Annotated in this window: 13 protein-coding genes; 11 read left to right on the top strand and 2 right to left on the bottom strand. The window is 42.6% G+C overall.

The genetic code is table 11. The features are described 5' to 3' along the window. Nucleotides 1–60 precede the first annotated feature (60 nt). Nucleotides 61–1,023, top strand: coding sequence for a dipeptidase (locus SPD53_RS09060; protein WP_336252338.1), 963 nt, complete (start codon nt 61–63; stop codon nt 1,021–1,023). Nucleotides 1,024–1,036: 13 nt separating this feature from the next. On the opposite strand, the gene SPD53_RS09055 is transcribed toward SPD53_RS09060, so the two are convergent. Beyond that, complete coding sequence (locus tag SPD53_RS09055; protein ID WP_336252337.1) at nt 1,037–1,894, bottom strand: YitT family protein; 858 nt, start codon at nt 1,892–1,894, stop codon at nt 1,037–1,039. Nucleotides 1,895–2,018: 124 nt separating this feature from the next. Next, nucleotides 2,019–3,113: a branched-chain amino acid aminotransferase gene (locus SPD53_RS09050; protein WP_336252336.1), complete on the bottom strand. Its 1,095-nt coding sequence runs from the start codon at nt 3,111–3,113 to the stop codon at nt 2,019–2,021. An 832-nt stretch (nt 3,114–3,945) separates the two neighbouring features. Here SPD53_RS09050 and SPD53_RS09045 point away from each other — a divergent pair. The 10 genes from SPD53_RS09045 to ilvA all read left to right on the top strand — a co-directional run bounded on the left by SPD53_RS09045 (nt 3,946) and on the right by ilvA (nt 16,943). Continuing rightward, nucleotides 3,946–4,734, top strand: coding sequence for an HAD family hydrolase (locus SPD53_RS09045; RefSeq protein WP_156855017.1), 789 nt, complete (start codon nt 3,946–3,948; stop codon nt 4,732–4,734). A 203-nt stretch (nt 4,735–4,937) separates the two neighbouring features. Continuing rightward, nucleotides 4,938–6,620, top strand: coding sequence for a dihydroxy-acid dehydratase (gene ilvD / locus SPD53_RS09040; RefSeq protein WP_336252335.1), 1,683 nt, complete (start codon nt 4,938–4,940; stop codon nt 6,618–6,620). A 728-nt stretch (nt 6,621–7,348) separates the two neighbouring features. Continuing rightward, nucleotides 7,349–9,070 carry a biosynthetic-type acetolactate synthase large subunit gene (gene ilvB / locus SPD53_RS09035; protein ID WP_336252334.1) on the top strand — a complete coding sequence of 574 codons (1,722 nt, stop codon included), beginning with the start codon at nt 7,349–7,351 and terminating at the stop codon, nt 9,068–9,070. Further along, nucleotides 9,067–9,588: an acetolactate synthase small subunit gene (ilvN, locus tag SPD53_RS09030; RefSeq protein ID WP_336252333.1), complete on the top strand. Its 522-nt coding sequence runs from the start codon at nt 9,067–9,069 to the stop codon at nt 9,586–9,588. The genes ilvB and ilvN overlap by 4 nt, the downstream gene beginning before the upstream one ends. An 8-nt stretch (nt 9,589–9,596) precedes the next feature. Next, a complete protein-coding gene (gene ilvC / locus SPD53_RS09025; protein WP_336252355.1) occupies nt 9,597–10,658 on the top strand; it encodes a ketol-acid reductoisomerase in 1,062 nt (353 codons plus the stop codon). Then, entirely contained in the window at nt 10,645–12,195 is a 1,551-nt protein-coding gene (locus SPD53_RS09020; protein ID WP_336252332.1) for a 2-isopropylmalate synthase, read from the top strand. Before ilvC ends, SPD53_RS09020 begins: the two co-directional genes overlap by 14 nt. Nucleotides 12,196–12,239: 44 nt before the next feature. Next, nucleotides 12,240–13,346, top strand: a complete 1,107-nt coding sequence (gene leuB / locus SPD53_RS09015; RefSeq protein WP_336252331.1) for a 3-isopropylmalate dehydrogenase — start codon at nt 12,240–12,242, stop codon at nt 13,344–13,346. A 308-nt stretch (nt 13,347–13,654) separates the two neighbouring features. Then, entirely contained in the window at nt 13,655–15,061 is a 1,407-nt protein-coding gene (gene leuC, locus SPD53_RS09010) for a 3-isopropylmalate dehydratase large subunit (RefSeq protein ID WP_156854796.1), read from the top strand. 16 nt (nt 15,062–15,077) lie between these two features. Further along, nucleotides 15,078–15,665, top strand: a complete 588-nt coding sequence (leuD, locus tag SPD53_RS09005) for a 3-isopropylmalate dehydratase small subunit (protein ID WP_336252330.1) — start codon at nt 15,078–15,080, stop codon at nt 15,663–15,665. Nucleotides 15,666–15,908: 243 nt separating this feature from the next. Further along, nucleotides 15,909–16,943, top strand: a complete 1,035-nt coding sequence (gene ilvA, locus SPD53_RS09000; RefSeq protein ID WP_336252329.1) for a threonine ammonia-lyase — start codon at nt 15,909–15,911, stop codon at nt 16,941–16,943. Nucleotides 16,944–17,471: the final 528 nt, after the last annotated feature.

Below are 17,471 nucleotides of genomic sequence, written 5' to 3'. Positions count from 1 at the left end.
CTTGTCGAATGCTCTATTCAGGTTTAAACTGGATGTACTATCGTTGAGAGGAGAGTAATAGTGAAAATTATCGATACCCATTGTGATGCCCTATTAAAATTGCAACATACGAAAAGACGTATTGATTGTGATACACCGCTTAACTTTCGCACATCTCCAGAACTGGAAACAAATATGCTGCGCTTAAAAAAGGGTGGAGTACGTGTACAATTTTTCGCTATATTTATTTACCCTGATATACCAACTGATGAACAATGGCAGCATGCGCTGGAACAGGCTGATATGTTCCATTCAGAAATTATCGGGAAAAATCCCGAAATGAAGCATATTAGAAGTTTTACCGAAATTGATAATTTAAAACCAGGGGAAATTGGTGCCGTTCTTACACTCGAAGGTGCTGAGTGCATCGGGAATGATTTGACGAAGCTGAGAACGCTTTACCGGCTTGGAGTATTATCCGTTGGACTAACATGGAATTATGCCAACCTTTGTGCTGATGGGGCAGGGGAAGTGCGCGGGGCTGGGCTGACTGCATTTGGAAAAGAGGTTGTTGCACTTAATAATGAGAACCGGATACTAACGGATGTTTCCCATTTATCTGATCAAGCTTTCTGGGATGTGTTGGAACATGCCGATTATCCATTTGCGAGCCATTCCAATGCCAGATCAATCTGTAATCATCCACGTAATCTTCCGGATGAAGCGATACAAGCGCTGATTGGAAAAGGCGGTTTTATCCATATAGTTTTCAATCCGCCATTTATCCGGGAAAATAGTGAAGAAGCATCAATCTTGGACTTGATCAGGCATATTGATCATATCTGCTCCCTTGGTGGTGAGAAATATCTTGGCTTTGGCTCGGATTTTGATGGAATAAGCAGCTTTGTCGATCGTCTCTCTCATGCTGGTGAATACCAGAATTTAATCAACGAACTACTTAAATCCTACCCGGAAGAAATCGTTAAGGGATTTGCCTATGATAACTTCATGAATCATACTAAAAAAATAGAAGCTCATGGGTAATCCCCTCGAGCTTCTATAATTTTTGTCCATAATATTTATCAATGGAAAAGCCGCGTCCAAGAATTTCAGAAGCATTCAGGAAGATGACAAATGCATTCGGTGTTTCTTTTTGCAAGATTTTCTTTAATTCGACAGCCTCATGTTGTTCTGTCACACAAAGCAGCATTGTTTTATCCTCGTTAGAATAACCGCCGACTGTACGGACTTTTGTTAGCCCCCGGTCAATTTCCTCTCTAATGATTTGCTGAATCTTTTCTTCTTCCTCACTAATGATAAGGATAAGCTTCGTTGCAGATGTACGCAGTTGTACAAAGTCGATTGCCTTGCTTGATATGAAAATTGTCATCAAAGCGAACAATGTTAGTTCGAGACTGAAGACGAATATGGAAGTAGTGACAACGAGACCATCAACGATTAATTGAGCATAGCCATCCGACAGATTCGTGAAGCGTTTCATAATTTGCGCGAGAGCAGCCGTCCCACCGGTAGAGCCATTTCCTTTATAAACAATTCCCAACCCAACGCCGAGAAGGAGCCCGCCATAAATGGCACCAAGTAAAGGGTTAGTAACCGTAATCGCGATATCTTGAGTCAAATAGATGATAAAAGGGACCCAAAATGTTCCGACCAACGTTTTTAACCCGAAGTCACTTCCCATCGTAAGCCAGCCAATCAGGAAAATTGGGATGTTGATTGCAAATTGGGTCAGGCCAGGACTGAGTTCGTACATTTCAAAAAGTAAAGTAGCTACCCCAGAAATTCCTCCGGCGGCAAGCTTTGCGGGTAGTAAGAACATATTGTACGTTACCCCGACAATAGTTGCCCCGAAAATAATATAGAAATACTGAATAAGTTGATTTTGATTTTGCATCAAAGTGTTTCCTTTCTAAATTATTATGACCGTATCTACTTTACCATTCACAGGCTAAGGCGTAAATAGTTGAAGGAAAGAAATAAAAAATCTCCAGCACAAAGGCGGCTGAAGAGTATATATCTTATTGATTTACTTTTGCTTTTTGTGTTACTGGTATGTTCCAGTTGAATGGATCTTCAAGTTTACCGTACTGGATTCCAGTTATCGTATCATATATTTTCTTAGAGAGTTCACCGGTTTCTCCGTTGTTGATAGGATAATCTTTACCATCCCAGCAAAGCAAACCAATCGGTGAAATAACTGCGGCTGTTCCAGAGCCAAATGCTTCTTCCAACGTTCCATCCGCGTGGGCATCTGCAAGTTCCTGCATGCTCACTCTTCGTTCAGATACTGGGATGTTCCAATGTTGGAGCAATTGAAGAACAGAATCACGGGTAACTCCAGGTAAAATACTGCCATTTAACGCAGGTGTGATGACTTCACCATTAATTTTGAAGAAGACGTTCATACTGCCGACTTCCTCAATATATTTCCTGTCAACCCCATCAAGCCAAAGTACCTGGGAATAGCCGTCTTTTGCTACATCCTCCTGACCTTTTAGCCCTGCTGCATAGTTTCCACCTGTCTTAGCCTCACCTGTTCCGCCTTTAACAGCACGGACAAATTTACTTTCAACTGCGATTTTCACGGGATTGATACCTTCTTTGTAATAGGAACCAACTGGTGAAAGAATGATGATGAATTTATAATTTCGGGATGGTGCGACACCTAGAAATGGTTCTGTTGCAATGATAAACGGGCGAATATAGAGGGAAGTACCATCTGCACCCGGCACCCAATCCTTATCGATTTCAACTAGTTTTATTAATGCATGCAAGACAAATTCTTCGTCAATTTCTGGAATAACAAGCCGTTCATTAGATTTATTCATGCGTTCAAAGTTTTTTGTAGGTCGGAACAGCTGGACCTCACCTGATTCGGTACGGAATGCTTTTAATCCTTCAAATACGGACTGGCCGTAATGGAATATCATTGCAGAAGGATCAATCGAAAGCGGCTGATATGGTTGAATTTTAGCATTATGCCATCCAAGCTCATCGGAATAATCCATTACAAACATGTGATCCGTAAAGGCTCTGCCAAATTCTAATTGATCAGTCATAGGTTTTTCCTTAGGTGCTGTATTTTTCTCGACTTGTATTGACTGTACTTCCATATCTCTATCTCCTTATTCAACAAAGTTTCCCTTAATGATAAGCGATTTTTCTGATTTTAGCAAGAGAATTTTTTGATTCTTTATTTTTTTGTGTTAACGTGGAAGTGTTATTTAGGCGTTCAATCGCAGTTTATATTTATTCGATAAAAAAATCACTGTTTTATCATCATCCAGTTGAACACATAACTCCCTGAATAAAGTTGCGTTTTATGCTAAAGTAAGGTTATCCAACCTTCGTAGCATGAAACAGTGGATTACTATCAATCAGCGTAAGTGCAACTTTCTTCTGGAAGTCCGCAGTCAGACACCCCTAGCTTTCCGCAGGCTGCCGGGTTACTCCTCGCACGCTTTGCATGCTGCGGGGTCTCACCTAGGCCTATCCTCCTGCTGGAGTCTCGAGGTGTCTGGACTGCTCCGGGGAAAGGCCAAATTTGGAGCACTATTTTTCATTTTAGTAAGAGGACACTATCATGGTGGGATATTTTCCATTAATAATAATTCTCTCTACCAGTTCAGTTGCCCGGTGGACGGTGACTTCAGCGGGAATAGCACGAATCCGGAGACCCCTTAGTTCTCAGCCCAAGGCAGACTAAGTTCGCTCTCGTATGTGGCAACGTCTGACATTAACGTCCTGTGCGTCGAGGCTTCGGCTGTGCCTTAGGATAGGATGCGCATCCGTCCACCGGGCAACTGAACGGCGATTAGAACGCCATAATTAGTTAACAAACCAGACACTTACGCTGAATGAAAGTAATTGGCAGGTTTGTAATTTGATTTTTAAGGTGTGAAAGTTGATTAAGATTAGCTTATTGATTTGAAGGGAGAACGAATGGTGATTAAGACGATTATATTTGACTTGGATGATACCTTACTCTGGGATGAGAAGAGTGTGCAAGATGCATTTGAAGCAACATGTAAGATGGCACAGGAAAAATATGACCTGGACTCCCTGGAATTGGAGAAACGTGTTCGGGCAAATGCACGAGAAATTTATGCATCTTATCCTACATATGAATTTACCCAAATGATTGGGATTAACCCATTTGAAGGCTTATGGGGGGAGTTTCCGGATGAAGGCGGCATGTTCCCGGAACTTTATAAGCTAGTCCCGGGGTACCGGAAAGAAGCCTGGACAAGAGGATTGAGCGACCTTGGAATTGATGACGCAAAACTTGGAGCAGAACTTGGTGAAGCATTCCCTGCCAACAGAAAGAAAACGGCAGCCCTCTATGACGATACATTACAGTTACTCGATGCTTTAAAAGGGAAATACCAACTTGTTTTATTAACAAATGGTTCGCCAGCTCTGCAAAATATTAAACTTGATTTGACACCGGTTCTTGTGCCGTATTTTGAACAGATTGTAATTTCCGGAGCGTTTGGCAAAGGAAAGCCGGATGTGGCAATATTTGAGCATGTATTGGAGCTTGTGCAGAAAGAGAAAGAAGAGGTTATCATGGTTGGTGATAACTTGAACACGGATATACTCGGTGCGTTACAAACGGGGATCACATCCATCTGGATCAACCGCAAAGATACGAAACCCGGTCAAGTTCAACCAGATCACGAAATCAACGCACTTATGGACCTTGTTCCGCTATTGGAGAAATTAAATAAATAAACGTTCACACATCAGCTTGGATATAACTATAATGGACTAGTTGTATCCTTGCTTTTTTATTTCTGAAAAATGTTTACAGAATTGTCGAAAATGTTAAGTTGTCCGCATTTTATGACTCTTTTCTATACATAAAAACAAATTTATACATTGAACTATTTGAAAGTTAGTCATATAATTATTCGAAAATGAAAGGTGGAGAGGGAATGTCAAAGGATCTAAGAATTAAAAGTCAGGCATTTGATGGAAAAACGCGTGCACCGAACCGGGCGATGCTTCGTGCGGTAGGTTTAACCGATGAAGATTTTAAAAAACCGATGGTCGGGGTTGCTGATACAGAAAGTGATGTCACACCATGTAACGTACACCTCGGAGCATTAGCTAAAGAAGCAAGAGAGGGTGTTCGGGAAGCAGGAGCAGTTCCGTTCTTATTCCATACGATTACCGTTTCAGACGGAATATCCATGGGAACACAAGGGATGCGCTACTCGCTTCCAAGCCGGGAAATTATTGCAGACTCGATTGAAACAGTTGTAGGAGCGGAAAATATGGACGGACTTGTCGCGTTTGGAGGATGTGATAAGAACATTCCAGGATGTATGATCGCAATAGCAAATGCGGAAATCCCATCTGTTTTCGTGTATGGAGGTACGATTGCACCGGGTAATCTGAACGGAAAAGACATTGACCTCGTATCTGTTTTTGAAGGTGTTGGAAAAAATAATAAAGGGGATGTCAGTGACGAGGAGCTAAAACAGATTGAATGTGCTGCTTGTCCGGGAGCCGGTTCCTGTGGCGGAATGTATACTGCCAACACGATGGCATCAGCAGTTGAAGCGCTCGGTATGAGTTTACCAGGTAGCTCTTCCCATCCTGCAGTATCTAAAGAGAAAGGAATCGACTCGAAGGAAGCAGGACGAGCTGTATATAATTTGATTGAAAAACGGATTTACCCGAAAGACATTATGACGAAAGAAGCATTCGAAAATGCAATTACAATCGTTATGGCACTTGGTGGCTCAACGAACGCAATTCTCCACTTACTTGCGATTGCTCATGCGATTGAAGTTGACCTTACGATTGATGACTTCGCACGTATTCAGAAAAAAGTACCTCATCTTGCCGACTTGAAACCGAGCGGAAGATTTGTATTTCAGGATTTATATAACGTGGGCGGTGTACAGGCAGTAATGAAGTTGCTTCTTGAAAATGGTTATCTGCACGGAGATTGTCTCACCGTAACTGGAAAAACATTAGCGGAAAACTTAAAAGATGTTCCAGATTTGTCAGAAGGACAAGAAGTTATTATGCCACTAGACAATCCAAAGCGAAAAGACGGACCATTAGTCGTCCTAAAAGGGAATCTCTCTCCAGAAGGTTCGGTTGCGAAATTGTCAGGAGTTAAAGTAAAACAACATACTGGTCCAGCACGTGTATTTAACACGGAAGAAGAGGCAACTCAAGCCGTAATGGACGATAAAATTAAAGAAGGTGACGTACTAATTATCCGTTATGTCGGACCAAAAGGCGGTCCAGGAATGCCGGAGATGCTATCGCTATCTAGTATTCTAGTTGGGAAAGGCCTCGGTGAAAAAGTTGCCCTCTTAACGGATGGACGTTTCTCAGGAGGTACTCATGGGCTTGTAGTTGGTCACATTGCGCCAGAAGCACAAGTTGGTGGACCAATTGCGCTAGTTGAAGAAGGCGATTCCGTTACAGTTGATACGGTGAACATGGAGCTTACGTTCGAAGTGAGCGAAGAAGAACTCGAGGCCCGTCGCAGCAAGTGGGTTGCACCGCCTCTTTACAAAAAAGGTGCACTAGGGAAATACGCACATAATGTTACAAGTGCCTCTCGAGGTGCCGTTACCGATTACCTAAATAGATAACCCACCTGAAAAGATAACCCACCTGAAAATGATCCGGGAATTCCCGGATCATTTTTTTCGTATTGGGGGACAGAGGGTCGGAGCACTTGTCCTATGTGGGACAAGTGCTCTGACCCTCTGTCCCGTTTTAAATTTTTATCAGAAAAAAATAAAATATTTTTTAAAAATATAAAAGTTGATTGAATCAATAATGTAAGCGCAATCAAAATGTTTGATTTATCAAAAGTGTCGAATAACTTTACAAAAAGCTGTTGACCTTTTAAAAAATACGTTGTATGATAAACGGCAACATCATAAAGCACAACCGCTTAAGGCATGAAGCCGAGCGAAATGGAATTAATAGTGCACAATGAAATGCTAAATCTAATACTTAAAAATCGATGACGAGAATAAAGGAACATGGTCCTGGTACTCACAGAGATCTGGGGTTGCTGGAAGCCCAGAAGTACCAATTGTTCTGACATCATCTCCGAGTGCCCAGCCGAACGATCTTGCTTTAAAAGATTCATTAAGCTGTGCCAGGTGCATCCTATTGCACCTGTTATCCAATCAAGCTGCTATTAGCTTGATGAGACAGTATCCGTAAGGGTGCTGTGAATATGGGTGGTACCGTGAAGAGTAGACGCTTTTCTCCCCAGTATACATGCAAGTAGGCGTGTTGTGGGGTGAATAGCGTCTTTTTTAATATTAAAATATCTAATTCTTTAAAAAATAAGGGAGGTATACGAATGGCGGTTGAAGCTAGGCAGAAGACGGAAGCAGGAAAGGAGTTCGTGACGGGGGCTGATTTACTCATTGAAGCCCTAGTGGAAGCAAAAGTTGAAAAAGTTTTTGGGTATCCAGGTGGTGCAGTATTACCGATTTATGACGCGATGTTTCGCCACGAATTTCCCTTTGAACACGTACTCTGCCGCCATGAGCAAGGCTCCATCCATGCAGCAGAAGGGTATGCAAGAGTAACAGGAAAGCCGGGAGTAGTCGTTGCAACGTCAGGTCCTGGAGCGACTAACCTGATCACAGGAATTACGGATGCGATGATGGATTCCTTGCCACTAGTTATCATTACGGGGCAAGTCGCGCAAGGAGTGATTGGAACAGATGCTTTCCAAGAAGCAGATGTATTAGGTCTTACAACCCCAATTACGAAATACAATTATCAAATCCAGGATGCAAAGGAATTACCACGAGTCATCAATGAAGCATTCTACATTGCAACAACAGGACGTCCAGGGCCGGTTCTCATCGATATTCCGAAAAATATCTCAGCGGAACTGGCTGTCCGGAATGAGAGCAACGCGATTGAATTACCAGGCTACCAGCCGAATGTTAAACCGAATGCATTACAGCTGCAGAAGTTAGCAAGCTTGCTTGAAAAAGCGGAACGACCAGTCCTCTTGGCAGGAGCAGGCGTGTTACTTTCAGATGGAGCAACATATTTACAGGAATTTGTCGAAAAATATGAACTTCCAGTTGTAAATACCTTACTTGGACTTGGAAGTTTCCCTGGCGAACATGAGCTATTCCTTGGAATGGGCGGGATGCATGGAACATACACTGCGAACATGGCGATTTATGAAGCGGACTTTCTTATCAATATCGGAGCAAGGTTTGATGATCGTTTAACCGGAAAAGTCGCAAACTTTGCACCAGGGGCAAAAGTTGCACATATTGACATTGACCCGGCAGAAATTGGGAAAATTATCCGCACAGACGTACCGATTGTAGGTGACGCGAAAACAGCCTTACAAGCATTACTCGCTATGGATATTAAAAAACCGGAAACGACAGAGTGGGTAACGCGGCTGATGGAAAACAAAGTCAACTACCCATATTGGTATAACCGGAGCGAGAAGCAGGTTTCTCCGCAATGGCTGATTGAACAAATCTGTGAAAAGTCAAAAGGAGAAGCAATTGTCGCGACGGATGTTGGACAGCATCAAATGTGGGCCGCGCAGTTCTACGCTTTTAATAAGCCGCATAATTGGCTTACGTCCGGCGGGTTAGGGACGATGGGCTTCGGCTTACCAGCAGCAATCGGTGCACAACTTGGTAGACCAGATGATTTAGTTGTGGCGATTGTCGGTGACGGCGGCATTCAGATGACCATCCAGGAACTAGCTGTTATTCATGAACGTAATTTGCCGGTTAAAGTATTTATCGTGAATAATGAAGCACTTGGAATGGTAAGGCAGTGGCAGGAGGAGTTCCATGGCGAGCGTTATTCCAGTTCATTATTAACTCAAAATCCAGACTTTTTGAAAATAGCAGAAGGTTACGGTATCCGTAGCGTACTCGTCGATAAAGAAAAAGATGTGCCAGGTGTACTGGAAGAGGTTTTCGCCCATGACGGTCCAGTACTTGTTGATTTCAGAATTCATTGGAAAGAAAAAGTATTTCCAATGGTGGCACCTGGAAAAGGTATTAACGAAATGGTGGGGGTGAAGCCGTGAAGCGGATTATAAGTTGTACCGTTCAAAATCGCGGTGGAGTTTTAAATAGAATTACCGGAATGTTTTCAAAGCGACATTTCAATATCGAAAGCATTACCGTTGGCGAATCAGAAACAGAAGGAATGGCGAAAATGACTTTCGTCGTTAATGTGGAAGATGAGCATAAGCTTGAACAGCTGACGAAACAGCTTCACAAACAAATTGACGTTATTAAAGTATCCGATATTACAGAGAAATCTGTCGTTGCTCGCGAACTAGCATTAGTGAAAGTGACAGCGACCAGCCAATTGCGAGCTGAAATACAAGGACTGATTGATCCATTCCGTGGGACGGTTGTTGATATCAGTAAGGAAACGATGACCATCCAAGTAACTGGAAAAACAGATAAGATTGACGCGTTCATCTTGTTATTAAAACCATTCGGTATTAAAGAAATTGCTAGAACAGGAGTAACAGCATTACTTAGAGGCCAACAAGCGAAAGCCTATGTGGCTGAAGTAAGCTCACTTACAATATAAAAAAACAAATCAAATCAGGAGAGGGAGATTTAAAAATGGCAAAATTATTATACGAAAAGGACATCAATAATCAAGTATTAGAAGGGAAAAAAGTTGCAGTTGTAGGATACGGTTCCCAAGGTCATGCACATGCACAAAACTTACGTGACAGCGGATATGAAGTAGTGATTGGATTACGTAAAGGTAAATCCCAGGAGCAAGCAGAAGAAGATGGATTCAACGTATTCCCGGTTGAAGAAGCAGTAAAACAGGCAGACGTTGTTATGGTTTTACTTCCAGATGAAACGCAGCAAAAAGTATATGAAGCAAGCATTAAAGAAAACTTGAAACCCGGCAGCGCGTTAGCATTCGCTCATGGATTCAACATCCATTATTCACAAATCGTTCCACCACAAGACGTTGACGTGTTCCTAGTTGCTCCAAAAGGACCGGGTCACTTAGTTAGAAGAACATATGAAGAAGGTGCAGGTGTACCAGCATTATACGGAGTGTATCAGGACGTAACTGGTAAAGCGAAAGATGTTGCCCTTGCGTATGCACAAGGAATTGGAGCTGCTCGCGCTGGAGTACTAGAAACTTCCTTCCAAGAAGAAACAGAAACAGATCTATTTGGAGAACAGGCAGTTCTTTGCGGTGGGGTAACAAGCTTAATCAAAGCTGGATTTGAAACGCTAACGGAAGCGGGATACCAACCAGAAGTTGCGTACTTTGAGTGTCTCCATGAAATGAAACTAATCGTTGACTTGCTCTATGAAGGTGGACTCGAGAACATGCGTTATTCCATTTCTGACACAGCACAGTGGGGTGACTTCGTATCTGGAGAACGCGTCATCAATGACGAAACGAAAGAGCGTATGCAAGAAATCCTAAAAGAAGTTCAAAACGGTGCATTCGCTAAAGGCTGGATTCTTGAAAACCAGGCAGGACGCCCGCAGTTCAATGCAATCAACCGCGCGGAAAATAATCATCCGATTGAAAAAGTTGGAAGGGAGTTACGTAACCTAATGCCATTTGTTAAACAGCCTATTCAAGAAAAACAAAAGGATGTGAAAGAATATGTCCAGAATTAAAATATTTGATACAACACTACGAGACGGTGAACAGTCACCTGGAGTAAATCTAAATAAATTAGAAAAATTAGAGATCGCTAAACAACTTGAACGTCTTGGTGTAGACCGGATAGAAGCAGGATTTCCTGCTTCTTCCAAAGGTGAATTCGAGGCAGTGAAAGAAATTGCGGACACGATTGAAACAACATCTGTAATTGCCTTAGCAAGAACCGTAAAATCGGATATAGATGCGGCTTGGGAAGCTTTAAAAGGAGCTAAAAAGCCAGCAATTCATATGTTCTTGGCAACCTCACCAATCCATATGGAATATAAATTACGTAAAACCCCAGAAGAAGTAATCGAAACCTCGGTTGAAATGGTTCGCTATGCGAAGCGGAAATTTACGGAAGTGCAATGGTCAGCTGAAGACGCATCCCGTTCCGACTTGAATTTCTTAGCAAAAATCATTGAAAAAGTGATCGATGCTGGGGCAACGGTCGTAAATCTTCCAGATACGGTAGGCTATGCGACGCCAGAAGAATACGGAAAAATGTTCAAGTATATGAAGGATAACGTACCAAATATTGATCAAGTAAGCCTGTCTTGTCATTGTCATGATGATCTTGGAATGGCAGTAGCGAACTCGATTGCAGCGGTAGAGAATGGTGCAACCCAGGTGGAAGGTGCAATTAATGGTATCGGCGAACGGGCAGGAAACGCTGCACTGGAAGAAGTAGCTGTCGCACTGAAAGTCCGTTCTGACTTTTACCCTTATGAAACAAGACTTGTCTTAAATGAAATTAAACGGACGAGTGACCTTGTGGCGAAGTTAACTGGAATGCATGTTCAGGCAAATAAGGCAATTGTCGGACGAAATGCCTATAGTCATGAATCAGGCATCCACCAAGACGGTGTACTAAAAAATGTGGAAACATACGAAATCATCACGCCAGCAATGGTTGGAGTCCAAGAAGCGAATACGTTATTCCTTGGTAAACACTCCGGCAGACATGCATTTAAAGAGAAAATACAGGAGTTTGGTGTCGAATTATCGGATACAGAGCTACAACAGGCCTTCAAGAAGTTTAAAGCATTAACCGATCATAATAAAGAAGTGACGGATGATGATATTTACACGATTATTATGGAAATCAAAACAGACTCAGATGAAATGAATAAATACGAGATTGAAAGTTTCCAAGTGTACTATGGGACAGAAAATTCACCAACCGCAGTTGTGCGGTTGATATCACCGGATAAAGAACAATTTGAAGCGGCGTTAACAGGAAATGGGAGTGTGGAAGCACTTTACAAAGCGATTGAAAGTTTAATTGGAGAAGAATTGAAACTCATCGATTACCAATTAAATTCAGTTGGCGGCGGACAAGACGCATTGGCAGAAGCGTACGTCCAATTGAGTGTGAATGGTGAGGTAATGAATGGTCGCAGCTCAAATCAGGACGTATTAATGGCATCAGCCAACGCATATATTAATGCGGTAAACCGCTATTTCTTAAAACATAGCCCGGTGAATCAGAAACGAGCAGTCAGCCACTAAAGTAAGAAAAAAGAGTATGTAAACTACAGGAAGGGGAACCAATCATGAAAAAACAAATTACTTTGCTTCCAGGTGACGGTATCGGCCCAGAAATTATGGAGAGTGCGAAAGAAGTATTACAAGTCATTGCTGAAGAGTTCAATCATGACTTTATATTTCATGAACATGCCATTGGTGGAAATGCAGTTGACGCCTATGGTGAGCCCCTCCCGGAAGAGACATTGAAAGCTGCTGAAGAAGGCGATGCAATATTACTCGGTGCGGTAGGTGGCCCAAAATGGGAAAACCATCCGGTGTATCAGCGACCTGAACAGGGGCTGCTCAAAATCCGTAAGAGCTTGGGTTTATTTGCAAACTTACGCCCGATTAAATTAATCCCTGCGTTAATTCATGCCTCACCATTAAAAGAGGAGATTGTGGCAGCAAGTGATATTGTCATTATCCGTGAATTGACCGGGGGATTATATTTCGGAAAACCAAGTGAACGCCGGAATAACGGGAATTCTGTAGTAGATACTCTAAGCTATGAACGCTACGAAATGGAGCGGATTATTGAAAAAGGCTTCGAAACAGCAATGTCCCGCAGAAAGCATCTGACATCTGTTGATAAAGCCAATGTGCTTGAATCCAGTAGAATGTGGCGGGAAATTGTGGAAGAAAAGGCAAAAGATTATCCGGAAGTAACCGTTGAGCATGTCCTTGTCGATGCCGCGGCGATGAAGTTAATCACAAACCCAGCTTCCTTTGACACGATTGTGACGGAAAATTTATTTGGTGATATTTTAAGCGATGAAGCATCTGTCATTACTGGTTCATTAGGTATGTTGCCATCAGCAAGTGTCAGGGAAGATGGATTAGGGTTATATGAACCAATCCATGGTTCTGCACCTGATATTGCTGGTAAAGGAATTGCTAATCCATTAGGGATGATTTTGTCTGCAAGCTTTATGCTAAGAGATTCATTTGGACTTGAAGTGGAAGCAAATGCAATGGAACAAGCGGTGAATGAAGCTTTAGAGCAAGGCTATCATACAGCAGATCTGGACGTGAAAGATGGAACTTTAGTTTCAACGAGGGAAATGACGGATGTTGTAATAGGCAGTCTATCTGCACGAAGTATTTCAGACGATATTTGTTATATGTATGTGTAAGAGTGTATTCAAAAGGGAGGATAAAAAGGACCGAGGTCGGCTAAGCTCGCGATCATCTTTGCAACGCCGACACTAGCACGTCCTGTGCGTCGAAGTTCGAGGCGGCGAAAGTTCTCGGCACCGGAATGTACGTTTTAGGTACACGAGGAGCGGAAACGCGAGCAAACGAGCTTCTCGCGTGTGTGGTGAGTTCTACGTTGTCCACAGGACGTGGACGGTTTTAGTAGAACCTCCTCTTTCTCGGAGTGTCCTTTTTACCGGACTTTTTGAATATCCCCCTATAAGAGAAAACGTAAGAGGTGAGGAAGATGGGAAAGCCGAAAACAATTATTGAAAAAGTTTGGGAACAGCATGTCGTTCATCGAGAAGAAGGGAAGCCTGATCTTTTATATATTGACCAGCATTTAGTGCACGAGGTAACATCTCCTCAAGCTTTTGAAGGTCTGCGCCTTGCAAATCGCAAGGTCCGTAGACCAGATTTAACCTACGCGACGATGGACCATAACGTACCAACAAAAAATCGGGATGTCGTGAAAGATGAAATCTCCCGTAAGCAAATGGAAACACTACGCAAGAATTGCGAGGATTTCGGAATCAAGCTTGCGGATATGTTTCACCCGGATCAGGGAATTGTGCATGTCATCGGTCCACAACTTGGTCTAACGCAGCCAGGTAAAACAATTGTCTGCGGGGACAGTCATACATCTACGCACGGTGCCTTTGGAGCACTTGCTTTCGGAATTGGTACAAGTGAAGTGGAGCATGTTCTTGCAACACAAACAATCTGGCAAGACCGCCCGAAAACATTGAATGTAAAAGTTGAAGGCGATCTCGGGCCAGGTGTTACAGCAAAGGACCTTATTTTAGCGATTATTGCAAAATTTGGTGTCCGGTTCGGTACAGGTTATGTAATGGAATATACTGGTGAGGCAATACGTAAACTATCTATGGAAGAACGGATGACGATTTGTAATATGTCAATTGAAGGTGGTGCGAGAGCTGGTTTAATCAGTCCGGATGAGACAACTGTTGAATTCTTAAGAGGCAGAGAGTATGTTCCGAAAGATGAAGAGTTTGATAGAGTAAGTGAGGAATGGCTTGCCTTAGCAACCGACGAAGGAGCAGTTTACGACCATACGGTTACAATCAATGCAGCAGAAGTTGAACCACAGGTCACTTGGGGAACAAACCCAGGAATGGGGGTTCCAGTTAGTGGTGCAACCCCACGTGTTGCGGAATCGGATAACCCGTACGAGGTAGAACGTGCGCTAGAATATATGGGACTTGAAGAAAATCAGCCGATTACCTCCATTGAAATCGATCATGTCTTTATTGGTTCTTGTACGAACTCGCGCCTTAGCGATTTGAAGAAAGCGGCGGCGATTGTAGAAGGGAAACAAGTAAAAGACACGATTAAAGCAATTGTTGTTCCAGGATCCTTCAGCGTTAAGCTTCAAGCTGAAAAAGAAGGCATTGACAAAATATTCAAAGAGGCAGGTTTTGAATGGCGTGACTCCGGTTGTAGTATGTGTCTAGGAATGAACGATGATATCGTCCCGGTCGGTGGCCGTTGTGCATCCACTTCTAACCGTAACTTTGAAGGAAGACAGGGGAACGGCGCACGAACGCACCTTGTTAGTCCGGAGATGGCTGCAGCAGCTGCTATTGAAGGTCGTTTTGTCGATGTCCGTCATTTTGCAGGTGTAGCGCAATAGGAAGGGAGATATTATAATGGAAGCAATTGAACAGCATGAAGGATTGGTTTACCCACTAAACCGCGCCAATATTGACACCGATCAAATAATCCCAAAGCAATTTTTAAAGCGGATTGAACGAACAGGCTTTGGTCAATTCCTCTTTTATAATTGGCGTTTTAACGAAGATGGAAGCTTAAGAGAAGATTTTAGTATGAATGATCCGAAATATGAAGGAGCATCTATCTTACTTGCCGGAGAGAATTTCGGTTGTGGTTCTTCAAGAGAACATGCACCATGGGCGCTTGAAGATTATGGTTTCAAAGTGATCATCGCTCCGAGCTTTGCTGATATATTCTACAATAATGCGCTGAAGAATGGAATTATCCTTATCAAGCTGGATGAAGCGCAAATAAAAGAGTGGCAGAATCAGTCGGAAGATGGCGAATTGAAGTTGAGTGTGGATTTGCCAAATCAGACGATTACAGATGAAGCCGGTAAAGTTGTTGGATTTGAAATTCCAGCCTATCATAAAGAAAAGCTAATCAATGGTTGGGATGACATAGCTCTAACTTTATTAATGGAAGAAAAGATTTCAGAGTTTGAAAATGGTGCCCAAGCCTAATCATGAGATAGAATTGGAAATAGAGTAGTAACGTAAAGTGAAACTTCATTCAGTGGGGGTTTCCTTACCTTCCCACTGAATGTTAGTTGAACAGAATCAGGTATTTACGGACTGTAAATCCCCGCTTCATATACTGGGTTTCCCTCATGTTTAGAGATGGGGATGTTACAGACCGTTAATGCGTGATAAAGGAAGATATGGAAGATTGTAAATGTATATAGAAGGAAACTGATAATAAGGAGTGTGGCTTTCTTTGGGGATTTAGTAGGAGATTTATTAACTGGTGAGAAAATTTATCAAGCATGGAAGCGGTTGGCACCGATCGTGCATCGAACACCATTGCTTACCTCCCATACAATTGATGATATGGTTGGCAGAAAAGTGTATTGCAAGATGGAGAATCAGCAAAAGACAGGTGCCTTTAAGTTTCGCGGGGCAACATTCAAGCTCATGCAACTGACGAAAGAAGAATTGCAAAGAGGTGTAATAACCGCTTCAGCTGGTAATCATGCACAGGGAGTTGCCTATGCAGCAAGAAAGCTCGGCGCCAATGCAAAGATTTTCATGCCTGAAGGAACACCGCTTGCTAAAGTACATGCAACAAGAAATTACGGAGCAGATGTTGTACTTACTGGTGAAAGTTTCCAAGAGGCTTATCAAGCATCGATGGAATATGAAAAGGAAAGCGGAAGTGTATATGTCCATCCCTTTGATGACTATGATGTGATGGCAGGACAAGGAACGATTGCTATGGAGCTGCTGCGGCAAGAAGACCGGATTGACACTGTCTTTGTACCAATTGGCGGCGGCGGTCTCATTGCTGGAATTGCAGTTGCCTGTAAACACATCAACCGTAATATCCAAGTAATCGGTGTCCAAGCAAGCGGGGCAGATGCAATGTATCAAAGCTACCATTCGAAAGAGATGCGGCATTCGACCGAGGTAAACACGCTTGCAGACGGAATTGCTGTAAAAGAACCTGGGAAATCAACATTTCCGATCATTAGAGATTATGTTGATGATATTGTTACAGTTACCGATGAACAGATTGCTGCAAGTATTTTATTTATGCTGGAACGGAATAAAACCCTTACGGAAGGTGCGGGAGCGACTGCATTAGCTGGATTATTCGCTTATCATAAAGAGATTCCGAGCAGGCACACTGGTGTCATTATAAGTGGCGGAAACTTCGATATTAAACGAATGGCCGAAATACAAGATCTGGCAGAAGGTTTTTTTCCCGTTGATGTAAAGGAAAAGGAACAAATGGCTTATTAACATGAAGTGAAAAATATAAAGTGAAACTTCATTCAGTGGGGGTTTCTTTCCTTCCCCCACTGAATGTTAGTTGAACAGAATCAGGTATTTACGGACTGTATAACCCCCACCTTAACATTTTGGTTTACTCTCTTATTTAGGGTTGGGGGGTATTACAGACCGTTAGTACGTGATAAAGTGAAACTTCATTCAGTGGGGAATTCCTTTCCTCCCCACTGAATGTTAGTTGAACAGAATCAGGTATTTACGGACTGTATAACCCCCACCTTAGCATTTAGGTTTACCCTCTTATTTAGGGTTGGGGGGTATTACAGACCGTTAGTACGTGATAAAGTGAAACTTCATTCAGTGGGGAATTCCTTTCCTCCCCACTGAATGTTAGTTGAACAGAATCAGGTATTTACGGACTGTATAACCCCCACCTTAACATTTAGGTTTATCCTCTTTTTTAGAGTTGGGGGTATTACAGACCGTTAATACGTGATAAAAATACGCAAATCCGAACAATTCGAAGTGTCATTTTCCAAT

Origin of the sequence: Oceanobacillus sp. MO10714A, assembly GCF_037072045.1 — a bacterium.
Lineage (GTDB): Bacteria > Bacillota > Bacilli > Bacillales > Amphibacillaceae > Oceanobacillus > Oceanobacillus indicireducens.
The sequence above is the reverse complement of the archived record's forward strand: the minus strand, read 5'-3'. Positions and strand labels throughout refer to the sequence as shown.

Bases quoted from the DNA above. Each gene is read 5' to 3' on its own strand.
- ilvB (WP_336252334.1), top strand. From the start codon at position 7,349: ATGGCGGTTGAAGCTAGGCAGAAGACGGAAGCAGGAAAGGAGTTCGTG.
- SPD53_RS09050 (WP_336252336.1), bottom strand. From the start codon at position 3,113: ATGGAAGTACAGTCAATACAAGTCGAGAAAAATACAGCACCTAAGGAA.
- ilvD (WP_336252335.1), top strand. From the start codon at position 4,938: ATGTCAAAGGATCTAAGAATTAAAAGTCAGGCATTTGATGGAAAAACG.
- SPD53_RS09055 (WP_336252337.1), bottom strand. From the start codon at position 1,894: ATGCAAAATCAAAATCAACTTATTCAGTATTTCTATATTATTTTCGGG.
- SPD53_RS09020 (WP_336252332.1), top strand. From the start codon at position 10,645: ATGTCCAGAATTAAAATATTTGATACAACACTACGAGACGGTGAACAG.
- leuC (WP_156854796.1), top strand. From the start codon at position 13,655: ATGGGAAAGCCGAAAACAATTATTGAAAAAGTTTGGGAACAGCATGTC.
- leuB (WP_336252331.1), top strand. From the start codon at position 12,240: ATGAAAAAACAAATTACTTTGCTTCCAGGTGACGGTATCGGCCCAGAA.
- leuD (WP_336252330.1), top strand. From the start codon at position 15,078: ATGGAAGCAATTGAACAGCATGAAGGATTGGTTTACCCACTAAACCGC.